The sequence below is a fragment of the Burkholderia sp. PU8-34 genome (assembly GCF_053427725.1).
Window position 1 is genome coordinate 364987 of record NZ_JBSAXC010000002.1, and the last position, 23052, is coordinate 388038.

Consider the following 23052-nt stretch of genomic DNA (forward strand, 5'->3'; position numbering starts at 1 on the left):
TGTTTGCGTGGGTTGGTACGCGTCTCTAGTTGAACGAAAAATGCTGCGCAAATTTCGTACGTGATCTACATACATAAGGGTTATCCCTCTGTAGTATGCGCCGGATCAATTGACTGCCGGCGAGTGTCCGGCAGTTCGACTTCGGATGCTGTGACGCATGTGGGTAGATCCAATCAGAATCGTCGTCCGTTGCCGTGACGACATTGGCTGTTTCCCTGTTGCCGGTCCTCGCGCGGCCGGTAGTTGTGCCGAGGCTGTCGAAGCCCGCGGCATTCGACGTGCGGCTGCGGGAGTCGGCCGCGCGATGTGCGTGTCGCTGTTGTGGGGAGCGGGCGCCGCGAGCCTGCCCGGGCATGCATACGCGCAGACGCCGAACGCCGGAGCCGCGATGCGCGACATCGAAACGTCCCGGCCGAACCTGCCGCCGGAGGCCGCGCCCGATCTTGAGATCGTCCGGTCCGGCAGCGCCGCGCAGCCGCCCCCCGAAACCGGGCCTCGCGTTTTCGTTCGCACGTTCGAGATCGGCGGCAATACCGTTTTCGACAGCGCGACGCTGCAGGCGCTCATTGCCGATCTGGCCGGCGAGACGCTGGGTTTCGCCGACCTGCAGCGCGCGGCCGAGCGGATCACCGCCTACTATCGCGAGCGTGGCTATGTGCTCGCGCGAGCATATCTGCCGAAGCAAGAAATCGATGACGGCGTCGTGCGCATCGAAGTCGCCGAAGGTCGTTATGGCCGTATCGAAATCCAGAACCATTCCCGCGTGTTCGACGCCGTGCTGCGTCAGCCGCTCGCCGCACTGCGCGCGGGCGACGTTGTCCACGGCTCCAGTCTCGAGCGCAGCCTGTTGCTGCTCGACGATCTGGCCGGCGTCGGCGCGCGCGGCACATTGCGTCCCGGCGAGGCGCCCGGAACGACCGATCTCGTCGTCGATGCCGATCGCGGGCCGCCCGCATCCGGATCACTCGAATTCGACAACTTCGGCGACGTGTCGACAGGGCGGTACCGCGTCGGCGGCAGCGTCGATGTCAATGCGCCGCTGCGGCTCGGCGATCGTCTGAGCTTGCGCGGGCTCGTCAGCAACGAACGGCAACGTTATTACCGCGCCGGCTATCAGGTGCCGGTCGGGCCTGCGTCGACGCGGGTCGGCGTCGCGTATTCGTCGTTGCGTTACCGGCTCGCCGGGAGCTTTTCCGATCTCGAGGCGAGTGGCCGCGCCAGCGTGCAGACCGTCTACGTCGCGCAGCCGATCGTGCGTGCGCGCAATCTCGGCCTCACCGCGCAGGTTCAATACGAGAACAAGAACCTGCATGACGAATACGGCGCCTTTTCGCTCCGCAACGACAAGAACGTCGGCCTGTGGACCTTCGGGCTCAGCGGGAACAGCCGGGACGGCTGGATGGGCGGCGGACGCAACGGTTTCGCGGTGATGTTCGGCGTGGGGCGCTTGCGCAGCAACGATGCGTTCGAAGCGAACCCGCTGACGAATGTGATCGGCAGCTTCACGAAGCTGAACCTGAACGTGCAGCGCCTTCAAGCGTTGGGCAGCCGGTTCCAGCTATATGCGCAGATCAGCGCACAGCTTGCATCGCGCAATCTCGACTCGTCCGAGAAATTCAGCCTGGGGGGGGCGTACGGTGTACGCGCATATGCGCTTGGCGCAGGCAGCGGCGATCAGGGCTGGCAGGCCAGCGCGGAACTGCGTTATCTCGCCGCGCCGGGTTGGCAGGTCAGCATGTTCGTCGATGCGGGCGGCGTGCAGCTCAACCGCCATCCGTGGACACGCGAACGGAACAAGCAACACATGCAGTCGGCAGGAGTCGGTGTGAGCTGGTACGGCACGAAGCGCCAGGCGACACTGACGGCCGCATTGCCGCTCGGCGGGGGAGGCGGTTCGCCGACTCGCGCGCCGAGCGTATGGGTTCAGGCCGCTCAGTATTTCTGAGTGCGCGTGATCGTCGCCCGTCATGTGCGGGCGTTCAAATACAAGATGAATAGGATTCAAGATTAATGAAGCCTGCTTGCCGGAATGGAACGAAGTACAGGGCGGCTGGTGCACGGTCGGAGAAACTGCGAGTCGCCGCGGTAAATCGGGCGGCGGCAAGCGGCTGATATCGGGCATGTCGGCTCCGGATTGGATCGGAGTCGACGAGCACGGCACGGATCGTGTCGTCATCCACGAAGCGGGCGACGGAGGATTTCATTCCGATCCCGTTGAGTGGTTCATATAGTTGTACAAAATGATTCGATAATGCGAATCGATCGTGAGGAAGTGAAAACTATGAACAAGGCCTATTCACTGGTATGGAACGAAGCGCAGGGCGGCTGGTGCGCGGTCGGGGAAACGGCGCGTCGCCGAGGTAAATCGGGCGGCGGCAAGCGTTTGATCGCGGCGGCCGGGGTGTCGCTGCTCGGGTTGGCGGTGTCGAACGCTTATGCGCTGCCGACGGGCGGCGAGATTGCCTCGGGGAAGGCGGACATCGCGACGTCGGCGGACGGCAAGTCGATGTCGATCAACCAGCACACGGACAAGCTGATCACGAACTGGCAGGATTTCAGCGTGAGCGGCGGCGAGCGGGTGTCGTTCCAGCAGCCGACGCACCAGTCGATCGCGCTGAACCGGGTGATCGGAACGAACGGCAGCCAGATCCACGGTCAGATTGACGCGAACGGGAGGGTGTTCGTGGTGAACCCGAACGGCGTGGTGTTCGGCGCGGGCGCACAGGTGAACGTGGGCGGGCTGGTGGCATCGACGAAGAACGTGTCGGACGCGGACTTCCTGGCGGGCACGTATCGTTTCTCGGGCGCATCGGCTCAGTCGGTGGAGAACGCGGGGACGATCACGGCGGCGGAACGCGGCAGCGTGGCGCTGCTGGGCGCGCGGGTGTCGAACACGGGCGTGATTCGGGCGCAAGCGGGCCGAGTGGCGCTGGGCGCGGGGAATGCGTTCAACGTGAACTTCGACGGCGACGGTCTGCTGACCCTGCAGGTTGAAGGCGGCGCGATGGACGCGCAGGCGCATAACGGCGGGTTGCTGACGGCGGACGACGGCGAGGTGCTGATTACGGCGCGCGCGGCGGGGAACCTGCTGAACGCGGTGGTGAACAACAGCGGGACGATCGAAGCGCAGGGGCTGAACGCACAGGACGGGAAGATCGTGCTGGACGGCGCTCAGGTGCAGGTTGGCGGGAAGTTGAACGCGGCGGGCGGGTCGGTGACGACGCGCGGCGAGCAGGTGGCGGTGTCGACCGATGCGCAGGTGGATACGCGCAGCGCATCGGGTCGCTCGGGCACGTGGACGATCGAGGCAGCCAACGCGAACGTCAACGATGCTGACGGCGCGATGGGTGCGGCGACGCTGTCGCGCACGCTGGGCACGACGAATGTTGCACTGACCAACACGTCGGGCGACCTGACGGTGGGCGACGCGGTGAACTGGACGAGCGATCACGCGCTGACGCTGACGTCGCAGAAGGGCAGCGTCGACATGAAGCAGTCGGTGGCGGCGAGCGGCGCGAACGCAGGCGTGACGGTGAACGCGGCGGATGGCATTCGCCTCGCCAGCAAGCTGGCATTGACGGGTGAAAACGCGCGCCTCGCACTGAACTCGGGCAGCGGCCATACGCTGACGAATGACAGTGCCGCGGTCACGCTGTCGGGCCGGAACGCGTCGTTCTCGGCGAACGGCGACGCATACCAGGTGATCCACGATCTGGCGGGTCTGCGCAACGTGGACGGGAACCTGAACGGTCGCTACGTGCTGGGTAACGCGATCGACGGCAAGGGCGCGCAATTCCGCAGCATCGGAGGCAGCAGGCAGTCTTTCGAAGGCGTGTTCGACGGTCTGGGCAATACCGTCGGCAACCTGTCGGTTTCGAACCCCGGCTCGTCGGTGGTCGGATTGTTCGCGGTCAACCACGGCCGAATCGCGAACCTCGGGCTGCAGAGAATCACGACGAAGGTATCCGTGCCGGCCGGCTACTCGCCCGTCAGCGTCGGTGCCTTGGCCGGCTACAACACGGGCGATATTTCGAACGTGAACGCGAAGGACGTCGTGGTGAGCGGCAGCGGCCGCGCGATCGTCGGCGGCCTGGTGGGCAGCAACCTGAGCGGCACGATCGATCGCGCGTCGGTTTCGGGTCGTGTCGAAGGCGGCAAGGATGCGATGCAGGTCGGCGGTCTGGTGGGCGAAAACGTCACCTTCATCTGGCCGGATCGCGGCCAGGCGACCATCAGCAACAGCCGCGCCGATGTCCACGTCGTCAGCCAGTCGACCGGCGGCACCGGCGGCGTGGTCGGTCTCAACCGGGGCGTCATCTCGACGTCGACGGCTGCGGGCAGCATCAGCGCCCAGGCCAGCGGCGCACGCGTCGGCGGGCTCGTCGGCGTCAACGAATCGGGCGTCGTCAAGGCGTCGTCGGCGAGCGCGAACGTGCGGGCCAATCATTCGGCCACGGCAGGCGGTCTCGTCGGCCATAACGGCGCGTCGATCGAAGCATCCGATGCAAGCGGCAGCGTGACCGTGGGCAATAACGGCTTTGCCGGCGGCCTGGTTGGGGACAACCTCGGCAAGGTCGACGCGTCGACGGCGAGCGGCAATGTCGTTGCAGGCGTGTCGGGCGCGGTCGGCGGGCTTGCCGGCACCAACCGCGGGACGATCCTGGCCTCGACGGCGAACGGCGGCGTCAAGGCTGGCAGCGCTGCGGCGGCAGGCGGGCTCGCCGGGCACAACGCGGGCATCGTGGATGCATCGACGGCAAACGGCAGCGTCGACGCAGACACCGGCAGCGTGCTGGGCGGGCTGGTCGGCAACAACGCGAGCACGGGCGAGGTGGTCGCGTCGCACGCGCATGGCAAAGTGGGCGGGCGCGACGGTACGAAGGCCGGCGGCCTGGTCGGCGTCAACGTCGGCCGCGTGGAGTCGTCCGATGCATCGGGCCGGGTGACGACCGGCGCAGCGAGCATCGCGGGCGGTCTCGTCGGTGAAAACCATGACACCGTGGTTGCATCCACGGCGACCGGCAACGTTTCGGCCGGCTCGAACGGCGTCGCGGGCGGGCTCGTCGGCCACAATGCGGGCAACGTGGCGGACTCCGGCGCGAACGGGGCCGTTACCGTTGCGGGGGCGGGCAAGGCCGGCGGCCTGGTCGGGCTGAATCGCGGCAGCGTGTCGTCGTCGCGTGCGTCGGGTGACGCCGTCGCGGGCTTCGAAGGCCGCGTCGGCGGCCTGGTCGGCGAAAACGCGATGGGCGCGTCGATCCAGGCGTCCAGTGCCAGCGGTTCGGCCACGGGTGGCGATCATGGTGCGGTCGGCGGTCTGGTCGGCGAAAACGACGGCATCATCGCGTCGTCGTCAGCGTCGGGCACGGTGTCCGGCGGGCGCAACGCCTGGCTGGGCGGTGTGGCGGGCGGCAACTTCGGCACCGTCGAGCGCTCGTCGGCAAGCGGCCGCATCGCCTACACGGCCGGCTACGGCCACTTGTATGGCGGCCTCGCCGGCATCAACTTCGGCTGGATGCGCGGCAACAGCGTGACCGGAAGCGCTGCGGCAGTCTCGCTCGCGGGCCGCAATTTCGGCCAAATCCGCGACTGACCGGACTCGTTTCGGGAGGCGGGTGCTCGTTCGCCGAGGACCCGCCTGTCGCCCGGAGCACTTCACGGCATGAAGGCTTCGGATCGGCACCGGGCCGGCGATGGCGCACGCATGCCATCGCCGGCGCGTGCCGGATCGAAGCTGGATCTTTCATCGGCTCTTCACGTTGATTCGTGAAGAGCCGCTTCTTTTGGTGATGCAGGGATTGACCGGCAAATCGTTGGAGGCAGCCGGCCTTTGCCGCAGTCAGTCGCCATCGCGCCGGGTACCGAGTGCATCTGCCGCTTCTCGCGTATCCGTGTCGAATACCATCGTCGGCCAGGTCTGCGCCAGCCTGCAGCAGGGCGGCCAGCCGCGTGCAAACTCGCTAGAATGAAACCTTTCCCGCGCCGAGCGGGCGTGCGGGCCGCCAGTGGGGCGCATCCCGGCGTCCGCCATGCCCCCATCGATGACTCTCGCCGACTACCGCTTCTGCCCGCGCTGCGCGCGCCCGCTGATCGAGCGTGCCGATCCTGCCGAGGAGGGCGGCCGCATCCGCCAGGCCTGTCCTGACGACACCTGCGGCTACGTCCACTGGAACAACCCGCTGCCCGTCGTCGCCGCGATCGTCGAGATCGACGGCAAGATCCTGCTGGCCCGCAACGCCGCGTGGCCGGAAGGGATGTTCGCGCTGATCACCGGGTTCCTCGAGCGCGGCGAGACGCCCGAGGACGGCATCGCGCGCGAACTGCGGGAGGAAACCGCGCTGACGGCCGAGCAGATCTCGCTCGTCGGCGTCTACGAATTCATCCGCAAGAACGAACTGATCATCGCGTACCACGTGCGCGCGTCGGGCACGGTCGCGCTGTCGCCGGAGCTGCTCGAATACCGGCTCGTCGATCCGCCGATGCTGCGCCCGTGGCGCGCCGGCACCGGCTATGCGCTCGCCGACTGGATGCGCGCGCGCGGCCTCGATTTCCAGTTCGTCGACCGGCCGGGGCAGTGACGGGGCCGGTCGCCCGCGCAGCCGCATGCGCCGTGCCGCGAGCGATCGCGATGCGGAAGCCGCCCGCGCGCAGGCAACACGCCGCCCGCCGTTTCGCCGCGCCGCACGGCTGCCGCGCTTTCCTTCCATCGACCTGACCGCCATCTCCACCGCCATGTCCGACAAGCCGCAGGCGCGTTCCCGCGACGCCTATCGCCACTTCCTGCCGATCACGACCCGCTGGATGGACAACGACGTCTACGGGCACGTGAACAACGTCGTCTACTACAGCTACTTCGACACGGTCGTGAACGAATACCTGATCCGCGCCGGCGTGCTCGACATCGAGCACGCGCGGACGATCGGGCTCGTCGTCGAGACGCAGTGCAACTACTTCGCGCCGCTCGTGTTCCCGCAGGCGGTCGACGCGGGGCTGCGCGTCGCGAAGCTCGGCACGTCGAGCGTGCGCTACGAGATCGGGCTGTTCGCGCAAGGCGACGCGGCACCGGCCGCGCAGGGCCATTTCGTGCACGTGTACGTCGACCGCGACACGCGCCGGCCCGTGCCGCTGCCCGACGCGTTGCGCGCGGCGCTCGATCCGCTCGCCGCCTGACGGCACGCGCGGTGCAGGCGTTCGCGATCCAGGCGTTCAACGGCCTCAGCTACGGCTTGCTGCTGTTCATGCTGTCGGCGGGCCTCACGCTGATCTTCAGCGTGCAGGGCGTGCTCAACTTCGCGCACGCGAGCTTCTACATGCTCGGCGCGTATGTCGGCTACAGCATCGCCGCGCGGCTCGGCTTCTGGCCGGCGCTCGTGCTCGCGCCGCTGCTGGTCGGCCTCGCGGGCGCGGCCTGCGAGCGCACGCTGCTGCGCCGCGTGCAGGCGCGCGGCCACGTGAGCGAGCTGCTGCTGACATTCGGTCTCGCGTACCTGATCGGCGAGGGCGCAAAGCTCGTCTGGGGCCTCGCGCCGCTGGCAGCGCCGGTGCCGCCGCTGTTCGACGGCGCGCCGGTGACGGTCGTCGGCCTCGCGCTGCCGCGCTACCGGCTGTTCATGATGACGATGTCCGCCGCGATGCTGATCGCGCTGGCCGGGCTGCTGCGCGCGTCGCGCATCGGCCTCGTCGTGCGCGCGGCGCTCACGCATCGTGCGGCCGTCGAGACGCTCGGCTACGACGTGCCGCGCCTGATGACGGGGCTGTTCGGCGCCGGCACCGCGCTCGCGGCGCTGGCCGGCGTGATCGGCGCGCCGCTCGCGGTGATCGAGCCCGCGCTCGCCGAGACGGTCGGTTCGATCGTGTTCGCGATTGTCGTGATCGGCGGGCTCGGCTCGCTCGGCGGTGCGTTCGCCGCATCGCTCGCGGTCGGCTTCGCGCAAACCTTCGCGGCCGCGAGCGACACGTCGCTGCGCGACGTCGCGCAGTGGGCCGGTGTCGCGCTGCCCGACAGCGTCGCCGCGGTGACGGTCGCGCAACTCGCGCCGCTCGTTCCTTACCTGCTGCTCGTCGCGGTGCTGGTCGTGCGTCCGCGCGGACTGTTCGGCGAGCGTGCCGATGCGTAGCCGCGCGCATCCGGAGGTCCTGCGCTGGGCGCTGTTCGCCGGCTGTCTCGTGCTGCCCGCGTGGCTGTGGCCGCACGGCGCGATGCTCGGCTATCTCGCGCAGACGGCCGCGCTCGTCGTGCTTGCCCTGTCGTACAACCTGCAGCTCGGCACGACCGGCCTGCTGTCGTTCGGTCATGCAGCGTTCGCGGGCCTCGGCGCGTTCGCGGCCGCGCACTGGTTCAACCGCTTCGGTGGCCCGCTGCCGCTGTTGCCGCTCGTCGGCGGCGCGGCGGGCGCCGCATTCGGCCTGCTGTTCGGCGTGCTCGCGACGCGCCGTGCGGGCACCGCGTTTGCGATGATCACGCTCGGCCTTGGCGAGTGCGTCGCGGCCGCCGCGTGGAGTGTGCCCGCGTGGTTCGGCGGCATCGGCGGCGTGCCGATCGACCGGGCGAGCGGCACGCCGTTCGGCGGCTGGCAGTTCGGCACGCCGGCGCATGCGTATGCGGTGATTGCCGTCTGGTGTTTCGTCTGCGCGTTCGCGATGCGCGCGCTGACGCGCACGCCGTTCGCACGACTCGCGAACGCGGTGCGCGACAACCCGGCGCGGGTTGCCGCGCTCGGCACCGATCCGCGCCGCGTGCGGCTCGCGATGGTCACGTGCGCGTCGTTCTTCGCGGGCGTCGCCGGCACGCTGACGCTGATCGACATCGAGCTCGCGACGCCCGACAGCGTCGCGATGTCCCGTTCGGCAACCGTGCTGATCGCCGCGGTGATCGGCGGCACGGGCTCGTTCTTCGGGCCGGCGGCGGGCGCGGCCGCGCTGACGGCGCTGAGCGTCGCGGTCGCGGGCGTATCGCGGGCGTGGGCGCTGTATCTGGGGCTGCTGTTCGTCGTCGTCGTGGTTGCCGCGCCGCGCGGGCTCGCGGGCATCGCGGCGGCACTCGGCGCGGCGCTGCGGCCCGGCGCGCCGGCGCCGGAGCGGCGGCGGATGCTGGCCGGTGTCGCCGCGTGGCTGTGCTGGGGCGTCGCAATCGTCGGTGCGGCGGAACTCGGCTACGCGTGGCGCTTCGCACAGGACGACGGCACATCGGCCGCGTTCCGCTCGTGGCGCGTCGATGCCGGCGCGCCGCTCGGCTGGGCGCTGGCCGGCGCGGCAGCCGTCGCCGGCCTGCTGTTGTGGCGCTGGCGACGCCGGATCGCAGGCGAATCGCACGGAGGCGCGCGATGAACGGCAACGCGGTTTTCTTGCACGGCGTCACACAGCGCTTCGGCGCGCAGACGGTGCTCGACGGCGTCGAGCTGTGCGTCGCGGCTGGCGAGCGCCATGCGCTGATCGGACCGAACGGCGCGGGCAAGTCGACGCTTTTCAACGTGATCGCGGGCGCCGTGCGGCCGACGCGCGGACGCGTCGTGCTGCACGGCGTCGAACTGCGCGGGCGCGGGCCCGTTGCCGCGAGCCGGCTCGGCATCGGCCGCAGCTTCCAGCAGACGAGCGCGTTCGCGCGCCTCAGCGTATTCGACAACCTGCGCTGCGCGGCGCTGCATGCGCCGGCCGAGCGGCGGCGCTGGTGGAACCGACTGCGCGAATCCGCGTCGGTCGACCGCGTCGCTGCGCAGGTGCTGCGCGATGTCGGCCTCGACGCGTGCCGCGACACGCCGGCCGCCGCGCTCGGCTATGCGGAGCAGCGCGCGCTCGATCTCGGCATCGCACTCGCGAGTGGCGCGCGCACGCTGCTGCTCGACGAGCCGACGGCCGGCATGAACCGCGCGCAGGCCGCGCGGATGATCGAGCTGATCCGTACGACGACGCGGGGCCGCACGGTGCTGATGATCGAGCACGACATGGATACGGTGTTCGGCTTTGCCGAGCGGATCACGGTGCTCGTACGGGGCGCGGTGGTCGCGACCGGCGCGCCGGATGCGATTCGCGCCGATCCGGCCGTGCGCGCGGCCTATCTCGGCGAGGGAGCCGCATGAGCACGCTGCTCGAGCTCCGTGGCCTGCGCGCGTGGTACGGGATGCAGCCCGTGCTCGACGGCGTCGACCTCGCGCTGGCGCCGGGCGAAACGCTCGCGCTGCTCGGACGCAACGGCTCGGGACGCTCGACGCTCGCGAAGGCGGTGATGGGGCTCGTGCGCACCGCCGGTTCGGTGCGGATCGCCGGCGTCGAATGCGCGGGCGCGCGGACCTTCGAGATCGCACGGCACGGTATAGCGTATGTCGCCGAGAGCCGCGACGTGTTTCCGTTGCTGAACGTGCGCGACAACCTGCTGCTCGGTTTGCGCGGGTCGAGCGGTGCGGCGGCGCGCGCCGCGCTCGACCGGCTGTTCGCGCGTTTTCCGCTGCTCGCCGCACGCGCGGACGTGAAGGCCGGCCATCTGTCCGGCGGCGAGCAGCAGGTGCTCGCACTGGTGCGGGCGCTCGCCGGCAAGCCGCGCGTGCTGATCGTCGACGAGCCTGCGGAAGGGCTCGCGCCGCTCGCGGTCGACGAGGTCGGCGCTTGTCTTGCAGGACTGCAGGCGGACGGCGTCGCGATCGTGCTGATCGAACAGCGGCTGTTACTCGCGCCGCGGCTGACGCGGCGGGCCGCGGTGATGGGGCGGGGACAGATCGTATACGACGGCGCGCTCGAAGGCGTGGGCGGGGAGGTGGCCGACGTGTGGTTGAGTGCGGGCTAAGTGCGGGCTAAGTGCGGGCTCAGGCGCGCGCTTGACGATTATTCGGCTGGTCCCGCAACTCAATTCGTCCCGAGCCGCTTTATCAACGCCGATGAAGCGCCTAGATTTCCATGATCGTCGGCTGCTTGCTGCGGCAGGACAGCCGGTCCGATTCATCATGCGATATCGAATTGAGGATGGAAATCATGAGCAAGCTTGCAGGCAAGGTAGCGGTCGTGACGGGCGGTTCGAAGGGTATCGGTGCGGCGATTGCAAAGGCGCTCGCCGCTGAAGGGGCGTCGGTCGTCGTCAACTATGCGAGCAGCAAGGCCGGCGCGGAAGCCGTCGTGAGCGCGATTGCCGAAGCCGGCGGCAACGCGATCGCCGTCGGCGGCGACGTGTCGAAGGCAGCCGATGCGCAGCGCATCGTCGAGACGGCCGTCGAAACGTATGGCCGCCTCGACATCCTCGTCAACAATTCAGGCGTGTACGAATTCGCGCCGATCGAAGCGATCACGGAGGAGCATTTCCGCAGGCAGTTCGACACGAACGTGCTGGGCGTGCTGCTGACGACGCAGGCCGCCGTGAAGCACCTCGGCGAAGGCGCGAGCATCATCAACATCAGCTCGGTGGTGACCACCATCACGCCGCCGGCCAGCGCGGTCTACAGCGGCACGAAGGGCGCCGTGGACGCGATCACCGGCGTGCTCGCGCGCGAACTCGGGCCGAGGCAGATCCGCGTGAACGCGATCAACCCGGGCGTGGTGGTCACCGAGGGCACGCACAGCGCGGGGGTCATCGGCTCCGAGCTCGAGTCGTCTTCGGTCAGCCAGACGCCGCTGGGCCGCGTGGGGCAGCCGGACGACATCGCGTCCATTGCCGTCTTTCTCGCATCGGACGACGCGCGCTGGATGACCGGCGAACTCGTCCGGGCCAGCGGCGGCATGCGTTGAGCGGGGAGGCGGGTCAGCCTGCCTCCGAATGCCCGCGCAGCAGCGCCGGGCGATTGTGCCGACGGGCGACGGCCCCGTCGGCGCCTACGCGATCCGCAGCAGGCCGGTTGCGCCGACATTCCAGTGGATGCTCTCTACGACCGGGCCGGGTCCTCCGCCGCAGCAGGCGAGTGCCGGGACCGTCAACTTCGCGCCATCCGATGAGTCCATCCCAGAATCCTCCCGCCACCGTCGAGCAATTCCTGCAGCGTCTGACGCAGGAATACGACGGGCTGAGCAATCGCCTCAAGGTGATCGCCCGTCACGTCGAGACGCAGCGGGACCAGCTTGGCCTCGAAGGCATCCAGTCGCTCGCCGAGCAGTGCGGCGTGCAGCCGTCCGCGGTGGTGCGCTTCGCGAAGCACTTCGGCTTCTCGGGTTTTTCCGAGATGCAGCGGCTGTTCCGCGACGGGCTCGCGCAGCAGATCGCGCCCGGTCGCGCATACAACCTGCGTCTGCGCGACGTGATCGAATCGGGCTCGTCGAGCCTGCAGCCCGAGCAGATCGTCGGCGAGTTCATCAAGGGCAGCATCGCCGGCATGCAGCAGCTTCACCAGACGCTGGATCCGAAAGCGTTCGCGCAGACCGTCGACATGCTCGCCGATACCCAGGCAATCTGGATTGCGGGCTCCCGGCGCGCGTTTCCGATTGCCGTGTCCCTGGATTACGCGCTGCAGCACACCGACAAGCGCGTCGGCCTGTTCAGCGTGCTGGGCAGCATGCAGCTCGGGCAGATCCGCTCGGTGCGGGCCGGCGACGTGCTGATCGCGATTTCGTTCATGCCGTACGCGGAAGAGACGGTGCAGGTCGCGCAGCAGGCCGCGCAGCGCGGCGCGCGCGTGATCGCGATCACCGACAGCCGCATGAGCCCGCTCGCGCGCGACGCCGAAGCGACGCTCGTCGTGCAGGACAGTGCGACGTTCGGGTTCCGCGCGCTGACGGCGACGATGGGCCTCGCGCAGAGCCTGTTCGTCGCACTGGCCTATCGGCTCGAGCTGTCCTATCTGCCGACGACGCCCGACGGTTCGCGCGATACCAAGGCGACGACCTGACGGTCCGCGCCGGGCGTCAGCGCTGAGGCAACGCAGACGCGGCGGGGCTGCGGTAAAATTGCCGCTTCCTCCAGCGCCGCGTGCGGCGCGTCTTTCGAAGGTCGACAGTCGATGCAGATTCACAAGGAAGTGGACGCGCGCGGGCTCAATTGCCCGCTGCCGATCCTGCGCGCGAAGAAAGCGCTTGCGGACATGGAAAGCGGGCAGATTCTCAAGGTGCTCGCGACCGATCCCGGCTCGCAGCGCGATTTCGCCGCATTCGCGAAACAGACGGGCAACGAGATCGTCGAATCGTCGACGCAGGACAAGACCTTCGTGTTCCTGATGCGCCGCCGCTGACGGCGAGTGCCTTGCGCCGTCCCGCGGCGCATCCCGGCGCGGCCGCCGCCCGGTTCCGCGCCGCCGCGCCTCTGACAATTCTTGAACCTCGCTTCGCCGCCGGCTGCGTATACTGACCCGGCCGGTCGTCCGCGCTCGACGCACGCACCGGCCACGGTACGTCGATTCGAGGCGGGCACGGGGGCCCTGCCTGACGCTGCCGTCGTACAACGGGGAAAGGACATGTCCTTCAGACCAGGGACCATTCGAAGTCCGTCCGCAGCGGAACGCACGGCGCTTGCGCGTACACGGGGGGTGAGCCCGGGGTTGAGCCGTATCGAGCTCGACCCGCAACGGGATCGTCACGCGCGCGCCGCGCTGGAAGCCTATGCCGATTCTGCCGCGGCGGACATGCCGTGGCTCGCCGAATGGCTGCGCGAAGCCGCACCGGACGGGGGGCCGGGCCTCACGCATTGCGGGGCCACCGTCGAACGCGTGTTCGACCTGGCTCATGCGTGGGCGGCGAATCAGCCAGACTATGCCGCCGCTGCGTGGGAACGGGTGCGCGGCCGGCTGCAGTGGGTGCTGCGGCAGGCTGCGCCGGCCGGCGATCTGAACGCGTGGGCCGGGCCCGCCGAATAGGCGTGCCGGCAGCGCTGCAAGAAGGATTATTCGAAGAAAGGACCGTAGTCCGCGCAAATCCTTGGCGAATTTCATACTACTATGATGAAATCGCCGATTCGTCCGCGCCCCGTTTTTGAGATATTTGCCGGAACCTCCGCATGAGCGTCGCGCGTGCGGGTGCGAGGGGCCGAACTGGACGACTGGATTTCGTTTTGCGGGGTGCTATGAGAATTGCTGTACTGGATGACGATCCGGCCCAGACGGACTTCGTCAGTCAAACGCTGACGGCCGCGGGCCATACGTGCTACGCCTTCAAGGAAGGCAAGGCGCTGAAGAAGCGTTTGCAGCGCGAAACGTTCGATCTGCTCGTGCTCGACTGGAACGTGCCCGACATGTCCGGCGAGGAAGTGCTGAAGTGGGTGCGCGCGAATCAGACCGAGCACAGCCTGCCGATCATCTTCATGACGAGCCGCGACGACGAAGCGGGGATCACGCAGATCCTCAATGCCGGCGCCGACGACTACGTCGTCAAGCCCGTGTCCGGTCCGATCCTGCGCGCGCGCATCGGCTCGCTGCTGCGCCGTGCATACCCGGTCAACGCCGAGGCGGCGGTGCGTGAATTCGACCAGTTCCGCTTCGACGTCAACCTGAAGCAGGCGTACGTCGGCGACAAGCCGGTGAGCCTCACGCAGAAGGAATTCGAGCTCGCGCTGCTGCTGTTCCAGCATCTCGACCGGCCGCTGTCGCGCGCGCACATTCTCGATCTCGTCTGGAAGCAGGCCACCGACATTCCGTCGCGCACGATGGATACGCACATCTCGATGCTGCGCACGAAGCTCGGCCTGCGGCCGGAGAACGGCTATCGCCTCGCACCGATCTACGGCTACGGCTACCGGCTCGAACGGGTCGGCCAGGGAGAACCGGAGTGACCATGTCGATCACGCAACGCGGATGGCGTGCGGCGGGGCTGCGGGCGGCGTGCGTGATCGCCGCCGCCTTCGCGGTCCAGCAGGCGGTCGCCGCGCCGCCGGCCGGCAACGCGGCGGGCAAGACGGTCATCTACACGACGCGCGGGGGCGACACGCTGTACGACGTCGCCGAGCGCTATCTTCAGGGCCCGGAAGACTGGCAGATTCTGCAGCAGCTGAACGGCGTGCCGGCGCCGAAGCACCTGCAGCCGGGCATCGCGCTGAAGCTTCCGGTCGCGCGGCTGCGCAAGGAGCGGCTGACCGCGCGCGTGGTGGCCGTGCAGGGGCCCGCCGAGCGTGCGTCGGGCGACGCTTTCGCGCCGCTTGCGGCCGACGCGACGCTGGCCGAAGGCGACCGTGTGCGCACCGGCGCGAACGGCTTCGTCACGCTCGAGCTGGCCGACGGCACGCACATGAGCCTGCCGCCCGACAGCCAGCTCGACCTGAAGACGCTGCGCCGCACCGTGCTGACGGGCACGCTCGACCGCCAGTTCGAGCTGACGCGCGGCTCGGTCGACAGCGAAGTCACGCATCTGAAGAAACGCGACGACCGCTTCCAGATCCGCTCGCCGTCGGTCGTGGCCGGCGTGCGCGGCACGCGCTTCCGCGTCAACTACGACGCCGCCGGCAACGCAACGACGCGCGTCGAGGTGCTCGACGGCGCGGTGGGCGTCGCGGGCAACCGGCGTCCGGCGGATACGACGCTCGTGCACGCGAACTACGGCAGCGTGGCGACGACGTCCGGCTCGGTCGGCGCGCCCGTGCCGCTGCTGCCGCCGCCGGCGCTCGAGCATCCCGACAAGGTGCAGGACGAGCCGGACGTCGCGTTCGATCTCGCGCCGCTTCCGCGCGCGCATGCGTACCGCGTGCAGCTCGCGCACGACGCCGGGCTGCTCGACCTGTTCAGCGAGACGCGCACCGACACGCCGCGCGCGGTGTTCCACGGCGTGCCGAACGGCAACCACTTCGTCCGGATCGCCGCGATCGACGACAACGGTCTCGAAGGCCTGCCGCGCACCTATGCATTCGAACGGCGCCAGATGGGCCTCGACGCGAGCGCCGGGCCCGGCGAGGGCGGCTACGTGTTCCGCTGGTCGCCGAACGGCGCGGGCGCGAGCGCGCGCTACCGGTTCGTGCTGTCGAAGTCGAAGGACCTGAGCGCACCGATCGTCGACCAGGTCGGCCTGCAGGCACGCACGATCAACGTCGCGCATCTGCCGCCCGGCGAGTACTTTTGGGCGGTGACCGTCGAGGAATTCGACGGCGGCAAGTTCTACCAGAAGACGAGTCCGGTCAGCGCGTTCACGCTGTCGCGCTGACCCGCGGCGCATGAAACCCGAATCCGTGTCCCCGCGGCGGCGGCTCGGCCGCCGCTTCCTGATCGAATGGATCGCGATCGGCTGTCTCGGGATCGCGGTGATCTTCGCGAGCGCGCTCGGCCGCGTGGCGGCCAGCGTCGACGGGCTGATCTACGATCGGCTCCTGATGCTGCGCAGCCTCCCGCTGTCGCCCGACATCGTCGTCGTCGACATCGACAACCCGAGCGTCCAGACGCTCGGCCGCTGGCCATGGCCGCGCAGCGTCCATGCGCGGCTGCTCGACACGCTAGCGCGCGCGCAGCCGGCCGCCGTCGTCTACGACGTGCTGTTCACGGAGCCGTCGCCGGACGACCGCACGTTCGCGGACGGGCTCGGCCGCGTGCCGACCTTCCTGCCGATCCTGCTGAGCCCGGAGCGCCCGGACGGCACACGCATCGTCGATCCGCCGGTGCCCGCGCTCGCGGCGCGTGCGGCGGGCCTCGGCCACATCAATCTCGAAGTCGACCCCGACGGCATCGTGCGCAGCGTCGCGCTGTTCGAAAGCGACGGCCGCGTGCGCTGGCCGCAGCTGACGGTGCCCGTGTTCGAGTCGATCGCGGCCGGCAAGCTGCATCCGGCGGGCGGCGCACCGGACGCGCGCGCGCGCGACGTCGCGCGCGACGCGAGCGGCGATGGCCGCTACCTGATCCCGTTCAACCGCAACACGCCGGCCTATCCGACGCTGTCGTTCGACGACGTGCTCGAAGGGCGCGTGAAGCCGGACGCGCTGCGCGGCAAGATCGTCGTCGTCGGCGTGACCGCGTCGGGCCTGTACGACCGGTTCGCGACACCCGTTTCCGGCGATTTCGGCCCGCTCGCGGGAGTCTACATCCACGCGAGCGTGCTCGACATGCTGACGACCGGCCGCGCGATCTCGCCGGTGTCGCGCGCGGGGCTGTTCGCCGTGTCGCTGCTGCCGCTCGCGGTGCTGCTCGCGGGCTTCCTGATGCTGTCGCCGTGGCGCGCGCTGCTGCTGACGCTGAGTCTCGCGGGGCTGTCCGTGATCGCGAGCGCGGCGCTGCTGTACGAAGCGCGGTTGTGGCTGTCGCCCGCGCCCGCGATCTTCGGGCTGATTGCCGTGTATCCGATCTGGAACTGGCGCCGGCTCGAGATGACGATGTCGTACCTGCGCCGCGAACTGCAGCGGCTCGCGGACGAGCCGCACCTGCTGCCGGAGGCGCCGCGCACGCGCAGCGTCGGCGGCGACGCGCTCGAACGGCAGATGGCGCTGATGGCGCAGGCGGCGCAGCGCGTGCAGGACATGAAGCGCTTCGTGTGGGACAGCCTCGACAGCATGCCCGAGCCGATCTTCGTCACCGACCTCGCCGGCACCGTGCTGATCGCGAACCATGCGGCGAAACGGTACGGGTCGCGGCTCGCGTTGCCGTTGCCGGAAGGGCGCCCGCTGCGCAGCGCGCTCGGCGAGCTGACGTTCGTCAAGACCGTCGAAGGCAATGCCGAGCACGACGCCGAGATCCGCCAGCACTGGCCGGCCGCGCTCGACCCGACGCTCGAGGCGGAACACGACGCGATGGCGCGCGGCATCGAGGTGCGCGATCGCGACGGCCTCGATCATCTGCTACGCTATGCGCCGTGCACGAACGCGCAGGGCCGCGCGACGGGCTGGATCGCCGGTCTCGTCGACGTGACGGAACTGCATGCGGCCGAGCGCCAGCGCGAGGAGGCGCTGCACCTGCTGTCGCACGACATGCGCTCGCCGCAATCGTCGATCCTCGCGCTCGTCGAGATCGAGCGGCAGCGCGCCGAATCCGATGCGATGCGCGGGCTGCTCGCGCGCATCGAGCGCTATGCGCACCGCGCGCTGTCGCTTGCCGACGAGTTCGTGCAGCTCGCGCGGGCGGAATCGCAGACATACCAGCTCGAGGCGACGAGTTTCGTCGACGTGCTGATCGATGCGTGCGACGAGGTGTGGCCGCAGGCGCAGGCGAAGCGCATCCGCATCGATACCGATGTCGGCGCCGAAATGAGCTGGGTGCGCGCGGACCGTTCGCTGATCACGCGCGCGTTCGTGAACCTGCTGAACAACGCGGTCAAGTACAGTCCGACCGATACGGTGATCACGTGTACGCTCGCAGTCGAGCACGCGTCGAAGCGGATGTTCTGTACGATTCGCGATCACGGGTACGGTATTTCGCCGGAGGACCAGCGGCATCTGTTCGAACGTTTCAAGCGGTTCCACGCCGGCGAGCGGCCCGAGATTTCCGGGTCGGGGCTCGGCATGGCATTCGTGAAGACGGTCGTCACGCGCCATGGCGGCAGCGTGGCGGTCGACAGCGAAGTGGGCGTCGGCACCGCGGTGACGGTGGCGCTGCCCGCGATCGACGAGCCGCCGGCCTGACAGGGCCGGGCGCGGCGGCAAGCATTTGGGGAATGTCATGAAAATCGAATGGACGGCGGCCGCGCTCGCGGCGGCGCTGTTGACGGGCTGTGCCGGCATGACGGCCGGCGTGAGCGCAGTCGGGCAGCCGGACGCGTTCGCGTCGGGCGCGCACGGCTACGGGTTTGCGCGCACCGACGCGCAGGCGGGCGATGCGGAATACCAGCGGATCGAGACGCTCGTGCACGACGAGCTCGCGCGCCGCGGGTTCGACGCGCAGCCGCTCAAGGATGCGCGCTACCGGCTGTCGATCGCCTATGCGACGCAGGCTGCCGCGGTCGCGGCCTCGGCCGAGCAGTGCGGCGGCGCGAGCAGCGCGTGCGTCGCGGTCGACGGGCCGGCGCCGTTCGGGCTGCCGTTCGCCGGCAAGGTCTATCGCCACGTGCTGACGCTGCGTTTCGTCGACGCGAAGTCGGGCGCCGATGTCTACCGCGTGTCGGCGGCACTGCGCGACCGCGAGCCGGGTACGCAGCAGGCGGCGCCGGCGCTCGTGAAGAGCGCGCTCGCGAAGCTGCCGTTCGAGGCGGGCGAGGGCTGGCTCGTGAAGACGAAAAAAGACGACGCGGGCGGGATGCCGGGCGTCGTCTCGGTGAAGCCGGCCGCCGCGCACTGAGCGCAGCGGCGCGGCCGGGGCCCGCGATGCCGCGGGCTCCGGCCGTCACGATTGCAATCAGGCAGCGGGCGCTTCGCCGCCGCGCGTACGCAGGTATTCCTCGAAATCCGCCGCGACTTCGGGGTGGCGCAGCGCGAATTCGACGGTGGCCTTCAGGTAGCCGAGCTTGCTGCCGCAGTCGTAGCGCGTACCGTTGTACTTGTAGGCCAGCACCTGCTCGTCGGCAAGCAACGCCTGGATCGCGTCCGTCAGCTGCAGCTCACCGCCCGCGCCGGGCTTCAGCGCGCGCAGGTGTTCGAAGATCCGCGGCTTCAGGATGTAGCGGCCGACCACGCCGAGGTTCGACGGCGCGACTTCGGGCGCCGGCTTCTCGATGATCGCCGACATCTTGATGATCGATTCTTCCCACTCCTTGCCGTCGACGATGCCGTACGACTTCGTCTCCGACGGCGGGATCTCTTCGACGCCGATCACCGAGCTGTGATAGTGGTCGAACACGTCGACCATCTGCTTCATCACGGGCGGGTTGCCGTCCAGCAGGTCGTCGGCGAGGATCACCGCGAACGGGTTGTCCGCGACGAGCTTCTCCGCGCACAGCACCGCGTGGCCGAGGCCGAGCGCTTCCGGCTGGCGCACGTAGAAGCAGTCGACGTGGCTCGGCTTGATGCTGCGCACCAGCTCGAGCAGCTTTTCCTTGCCGCGTGCCTCGAGCTCGGCCTCGACCTCGTACGACTTGTCGAAATGGTCCTCGATCGCGCGCTTGCTGCGACCGGTGACGAAGATCATTTCCGTGATGCCCGCGGCGATCGCTTCCTCGACTGCATACTGGATCAGAGGCTTGTCGACGACGGGCAGCATTTCCTTCGGGCTGGCCTTCGTCGCGGGCAGGAAGCGCGTGCCGAGGCCTGCAACCGGGAAGACTGCCTTGGTGACTTTCAACATGATCGAACCTTTGCTCCTCTAATCGACTCGTCTATCGGGACTATGGTCATTTGCGAATTATAGTGAACGCAAATGACCTTACGGTTTGTTACGCGGGCAACCGTTCGAGCTGCGCGCTGAGCTTCGCCAGCGTGCTCTGGAACTCGGCCAGCCGTTTCTGCTCCTGCTCGACCACCGCGGGCGGCGCTTTCGCGACGAACGCCTCGTTGCCGAGCTTCGCGTTGCACTTCACGATCTCGCCCGACAGTCGCGCGACTTCCTTAGACAGGCGCTCGCGTTCGGCCGCGACGTCGATTTCCACCTTCAGCACCAGCTTGTTCTGGCCGACGATCGCAATCGGCGCGCCGTGCGCTTGCCGGTCGAGCGCGGCTTCGTCGGCAAGGATCTGCACGTCGGACAGGCGGGCGAGGGCCTGCACGTACGGTGCGAACGCGCGCAGGCGCTGGGCTTCGCCCGCAGCGAGCAGCGGCACCTTCGTCGCCGGCGACAGGTTCATCTCGCCGCGCAGGTTGCGGCACGCGTCGATGATCGCCTTCAGGTCGGCCGCCCATTGTTCGGACGCCTCGTCGATCTTCGTCAGGTCGGCGACCGGGTACGCCTGCGTCATCAGCGACGCTTCGCCCTCGGCCAAGCCCCGCGGATAACGGCCTGCGAGCGGCGCGACCTTCTGCCACAGCGCTTCGGTAATGAACGGGATGACCGGGTGCGCGAGGCGCAGCACCGTTTCCAGCACGCGCAACAGCGTGCGGCGCGTGGCGCGCTGCTGCTCGGGCGTGCCGTTCTGGATCTGCACCTTCGCGAGCTCGAGGTACCAGTCGCAGTATTCGTCCCAGACGAACTTGTAGATGCTGCTTGCGATGTTGTCGAAGCGGTAATCGGCGAAACCCTTCGCGATGTCGGCCTCGGTGCGCTGCAACAGCGACACGATCCAGCGGTCGGCCGCCGAGAAGTCGAGGTAGCCGCCGGGGCCGCAGTCGCCCGCGCCGCATGCTTCCGGCTTGTCGAGCCCGCAGTCGTGGCCTTCGCAGTTCATCAGCACGAAGCGCGTCGCGTTCCACAGCTTGTTGCAGAAGTTGCGGTAGCCTTCGCAGCGCGCGAGGTCGAAGTTCACGTTGCGGCCGAGCGTCGCCATCGACGCCATCGTGAAGCGCAGCGCGTCGGTGCCGAATGCGGCGATGCCGTCCGGGAATTCCTTGCGGGTCTTCTTCTCGATCGTCGCGGCCTGCTTCGGGTTCATCAGGCCCGTCGTGCGCTTGGCCACCAGCGCTTCGAGGTCGATGCCGTCGACGATGTCGATCGGGTCGAGCGTGTTGCCCTTGCTCTTCGACATCTTCTGGCCTTCCGCGTCGCGCACGAGGCCGTGCACGTACACGGTGTGGAACGGCACCTTGCCCGTGAAGTGGGTCGTCATCATCACCATCCGGGCGACCCAGAAGAAGATGATGTCGAAGCCCGTGACGAGCACCGACGACGGCAGGAAGTGCTCAAGCTCCGGCGTTTCGTTCGGCCAGCCGAGCGACGAAAACGGCACGAGCGCCGACGAGAACCACGTGTCGAGCACGTCCTCGTCACGCTTGAGCGCGCCCGTGTAGCCCTTCGCGGCGGCCTGCGCGCGCGCGCCTTCCTCGTCGCGCGCGACGAACACCTCGCCGTTCTCGCCGTACCACGCGGGGATCTGGTGGCCCCACCACAGCTGGCGCGAGATGCACCAGTCCTGAATGTTCTCGAGCCACTGGTAGTAGGTGGTCGTCCAGTTTTCCGGCACGAACTTGATCTGGCCGTTGCGCACGACGTCGAGCGACACGTCGGTGATCGACTTGCCGGGGTTGAACGTGCCTTCCGGCGCGGGCTTCGTCATCGCGACGAACCACTGGTCGGTCAGCATCGGCTCGATCACGACGCCCGTGCGGTCGCCGCGCGGCACCATCAGCTTGTGCGGCTTCACGGATTCGAGGAAGCCCTGCGCGTCGAGATCGGCGACGATCGCCTTGCGTGCGTCGAAGCGGTCGAGGCCGCGGTATTGCGCGGGGCCGTTGTCGTTGATCTTCGCGTCGAGCGTCAGGATCTCGATCGGCGCGAGGTTGTGGCGCAGGCCGACCTGGTAGTCGTTGAAGTCGTGTGCGGGCGTGACCTTCACGACGCCCGTGCCGAACTCGAGGTCGACGTAATCGTCGGCGATCACCGGGATCTCGCGGTCGGTCAGCGGCAGCTTCACGAACTGGCCGATCAGGCGCTTGTAGCGCTCGTCTTCCGGATGGACCATCAGCGCGACGTCGCCGAGCATCGTTTCCGGACGCGTGGTCGCGACGGTCAGCGAGCCCGAGCCGTCGACGAGCGGGTAGCGGATGTGCCACAGGTGGCCGTTTTCCTCTTCGCTCGCGACCTCGAGATCCGACACGGCCGTCAGCAGCACCGGATCCCAGTTGACGAGACGCTTGCCGCGGTAGATCAGGCCCTGTTCATAGAGCGTGACGAACACGTCGCGCACGGCAGCCGACATCTTGTCGTCCATCGTGAAGTATTCGCGCGACCAGTCGGGCGACGCGCCGAGGCGGCGCACCTGGCCCGTGATCGTCGAACCCGATTGTTCCTTCCATTCCCACACGCGCTCGACGAACTGCTCGCGGCCGAGGTCGTGGCGCGACACGCCCTGTGCGTCGAGCTGGCGCTCGACGACGATCTGGGTTGCGATCCCCGCATGGTCGGTGCCCGGCACCCACAGCGTGTTCTCGCCAAGCATCCGGTGATAGCGGGTGAGGCCGTCCATGATCGTCTGGTTGAACGCGTGCCCCATGTGCAGCGTGCCGGTGACGTTCGGCGGCGGCAGCTGGATCGCGAAATCGGGGCGGCCCGGATCGAAGGCCGGGGCCGCATAGCCGCGTTTTTCCCACTCCGGCCCCCATTGGGATTCGATGGTGTGGGGCTCGAAACTCTTCGCCAGCGTGCTGTCGCTCATGGTGGAAATCTGCTGAAAAATATAAGTACGGTTATGCCGAATCTGACAATTATAAGTGTTCTTATATCGGCCAGT

General features: G+C 68.6%; 19 protein-coding genes. 16 read left to right on the top strand and 3 right to left on the bottom strand.

Features of this window, described 5'->3' with window-relative positions:
- Window positions 1–388 precede the first annotated feature (388 nt).
- Window positions 389–1945 carry a ShlB/FhaC/HecB family hemolysin secretion/activation protein gene (locus ACV22Z_RS06335; protein WP_448075468.1) on the top strand — a complete coding sequence of 519 codons (1557 nt, stop codon included), beginning with the start codon at window positions 389–391 and terminating at the stop codon, window positions 1943–1945.
- Window positions 1946–1979: 34 nt separating this feature from the next.
- On the opposite strand, the gene ACV22Z_RS06340 is transcribed toward ACV22Z_RS06335, so the two are convergent.
- Window positions 1980–2204 carry a hypothetical protein gene (locus tag ACV22Z_RS06340; RefSeq protein ID WP_448075469.1) on the bottom strand — a complete coding sequence of 75 codons (225 nt, stop codon included), beginning with the start codon at window positions 2202–2204 and terminating at the stop codon, window positions 1980–1982.
- Window positions 2205–2281: 77 nt separating this feature from the next.
- Between ACV22Z_RS06340 and ACV22Z_RS06345 the strand changes: the two genes are divergently transcribed.
- The 15 genes from ACV22Z_RS06345 to ACV22Z_RS06415 all read left to right on the top strand — a co-directional run bounded on the left by ACV22Z_RS06345 (window position 2282) and on the right by ACV22Z_RS06415 (window position 19079).
- On the top strand, window positions 2282–5593 hold the full coding sequence (locus ACV22Z_RS06345) for a two-partner secretion domain-containing protein (RefSeq protein WP_448075470.1): 3312 nt from the start codon (window positions 2282–2284) through the stop codon (window positions 5591–5593).
- Window positions 5594–6041: 448 nt separating this feature from the next.
- Window positions 6042–6578: an NUDIX domain-containing protein gene (locus tag ACV22Z_RS06350; protein WP_448075824.1), complete on the top strand. Its 537-nt coding sequence runs from the start codon at window positions 6042–6044 to the stop codon at window positions 6576–6578.
- Window positions 6579–6732: 154 nt separating this feature from the next.
- Complete coding sequence (locus ACV22Z_RS06355; protein ID WP_448075825.1) at window positions 6733–7170, top strand: acyl-CoA thioesterase; 438 nt, start codon at window positions 6733–6735, stop codon at window positions 7168–7170.
- 11 nt (window positions 7171–7181) lie between these two features.
- Window positions 7182–8117 (top strand): branched-chain amino acid ABC transporter permease, encoded by a 936-nt coding sequence (locus ACV22Z_RS06360; protein WP_448075471.1) that lies wholly within the window; start codon window positions 7182–7184, stop codon window positions 8115–8117.
- Window positions 8110–9327, top strand: coding sequence for a branched-chain amino acid ABC transporter permease (locus ACV22Z_RS06365; protein WP_448075472.1), 1218 nt, complete (start codon window positions 8110–8112; stop codon window positions 9325–9327). Before ACV22Z_RS06360 ends, ACV22Z_RS06365 begins: the two co-directional genes overlap by 8 nt.
- On the top strand, window positions 9324–10076 hold the full coding sequence (locus ACV22Z_RS06370) for an ABC transporter ATP-binding protein (protein WP_448075473.1): 753 nt from the start codon (window positions 9324–9326) through the stop codon (window positions 10074–10076). Before ACV22Z_RS06365 ends, ACV22Z_RS06370 begins: the two co-directional genes overlap by 4 nt.
- Window positions 10073–10777 carry an ABC transporter ATP-binding protein gene (locus ACV22Z_RS06375; RefSeq protein ID WP_448075474.1) on the top strand — a complete coding sequence of 235 codons (705 nt, stop codon included), beginning with the start codon at window positions 10073–10075 and terminating at the stop codon, window positions 10775–10777. The genes ACV22Z_RS06370 and ACV22Z_RS06375 overlap by 4 nt, the downstream gene beginning before the upstream one ends.
- 185 nt (window positions 10778–10962) lie before the next feature.
- A complete protein-coding gene (locus ACV22Z_RS06380; RefSeq protein WP_448075475.1) occupies window positions 10963–11709 on the top strand; it encodes a glucose 1-dehydrogenase in 747 nt (248 codons plus the stop codon).
- A gap of 200 nt (window positions 11710–11909) precedes the next feature.
- Window positions 11910–12800 (top strand): MurR/RpiR family transcriptional regulator, encoded by an 891-nt coding sequence (locus tag ACV22Z_RS06385; protein WP_448075476.1) that lies wholly within the window; start codon window positions 11910–11912, stop codon window positions 12798–12800.
- A 111-nt stretch (window positions 12801–12911) separates the two neighbouring features.
- Window positions 12912–13139 carry a sulfurtransferase TusA family protein gene (locus ACV22Z_RS06390; protein ID WP_038713912.1) on the top strand — a complete coding sequence of 76 codons (228 nt, stop codon included), beginning with the start codon at window positions 12912–12914 and terminating at the stop codon, window positions 13137–13139.
- Window positions 13140–13361: 222 nt separating this feature from the next.
- Window positions 13362–13760, top strand: coding sequence for a hypothetical protein (locus ACV22Z_RS06395; protein ID WP_448075477.1), 399 nt, complete (start codon window positions 13362–13364; stop codon window positions 13758–13760).
- Window positions 13761–13966: 206 nt separating this feature from the next.
- Window positions 13967–14671 carry a response regulator transcription factor gene (locus ACV22Z_RS06400; protein ID WP_448075478.1) on the top strand — a complete coding sequence of 235 codons (705 nt, stop codon included), beginning with the start codon at window positions 13967–13969 and terminating at the stop codon, window positions 14669–14671.
- The gene (locus tag ACV22Z_RS06405; RefSeq protein ID WP_448075479.1) at window positions 14668–16029 is read left to right on the top strand and encodes a FecR domain-containing protein; all 1362 of its coding nucleotides are present in this window, start codon (window positions 14668–14670) and stop codon (window positions 16027–16029) included. Before ACV22Z_RS06400 ends, ACV22Z_RS06405 begins: the two co-directional genes overlap by 4 nt.
- A gap of 10 nt (window positions 16030–16039) precedes the next feature.
- On the top strand, window positions 16040–18427 hold the full coding sequence (locus ACV22Z_RS06410) for a CHASE2 domain-containing protein (RefSeq protein WP_448075480.1): 2388 nt from the start codon (window positions 16040–16042) through the stop codon (window positions 18425–18427).
- Between the two features lie 37 nt (window positions 18428–18464).
- Complete coding sequence (locus tag ACV22Z_RS06415; RefSeq protein WP_448075481.1) at window positions 18465–19079, top strand: DUF4136 domain-containing protein; 615 nt, start codon at window positions 18465–18467, stop codon at window positions 19077–19079.
- Between the two features lie 57 nt (window positions 19080–19136).
- Here ACV22Z_RS06415 and galU read toward each other — a convergent pair whose 3' ends face one another.
- On the bottom strand, window positions 19137–20021 hold the full coding sequence (gene galU, locus ACV22Z_RS06420) for a UTP--glucose-1-phosphate uridylyltransferase GalU (RefSeq protein WP_448075482.1): 885 nt from the start codon (window positions 20019–20021) through the stop codon (window positions 19137–19139).
- 88 nt (window positions 20022–20109) lie between these two features.
- Complete coding sequence (locus ACV22Z_RS06425) at window positions 20110–22977, bottom strand: valine--tRNA ligase (protein ID WP_448075483.1); 2868 nt, start codon at window positions 22975–22977, stop codon at window positions 20110–20112.
- Between the last annotated feature and the right edge of the window lie 75 nt (window positions 22978–23052).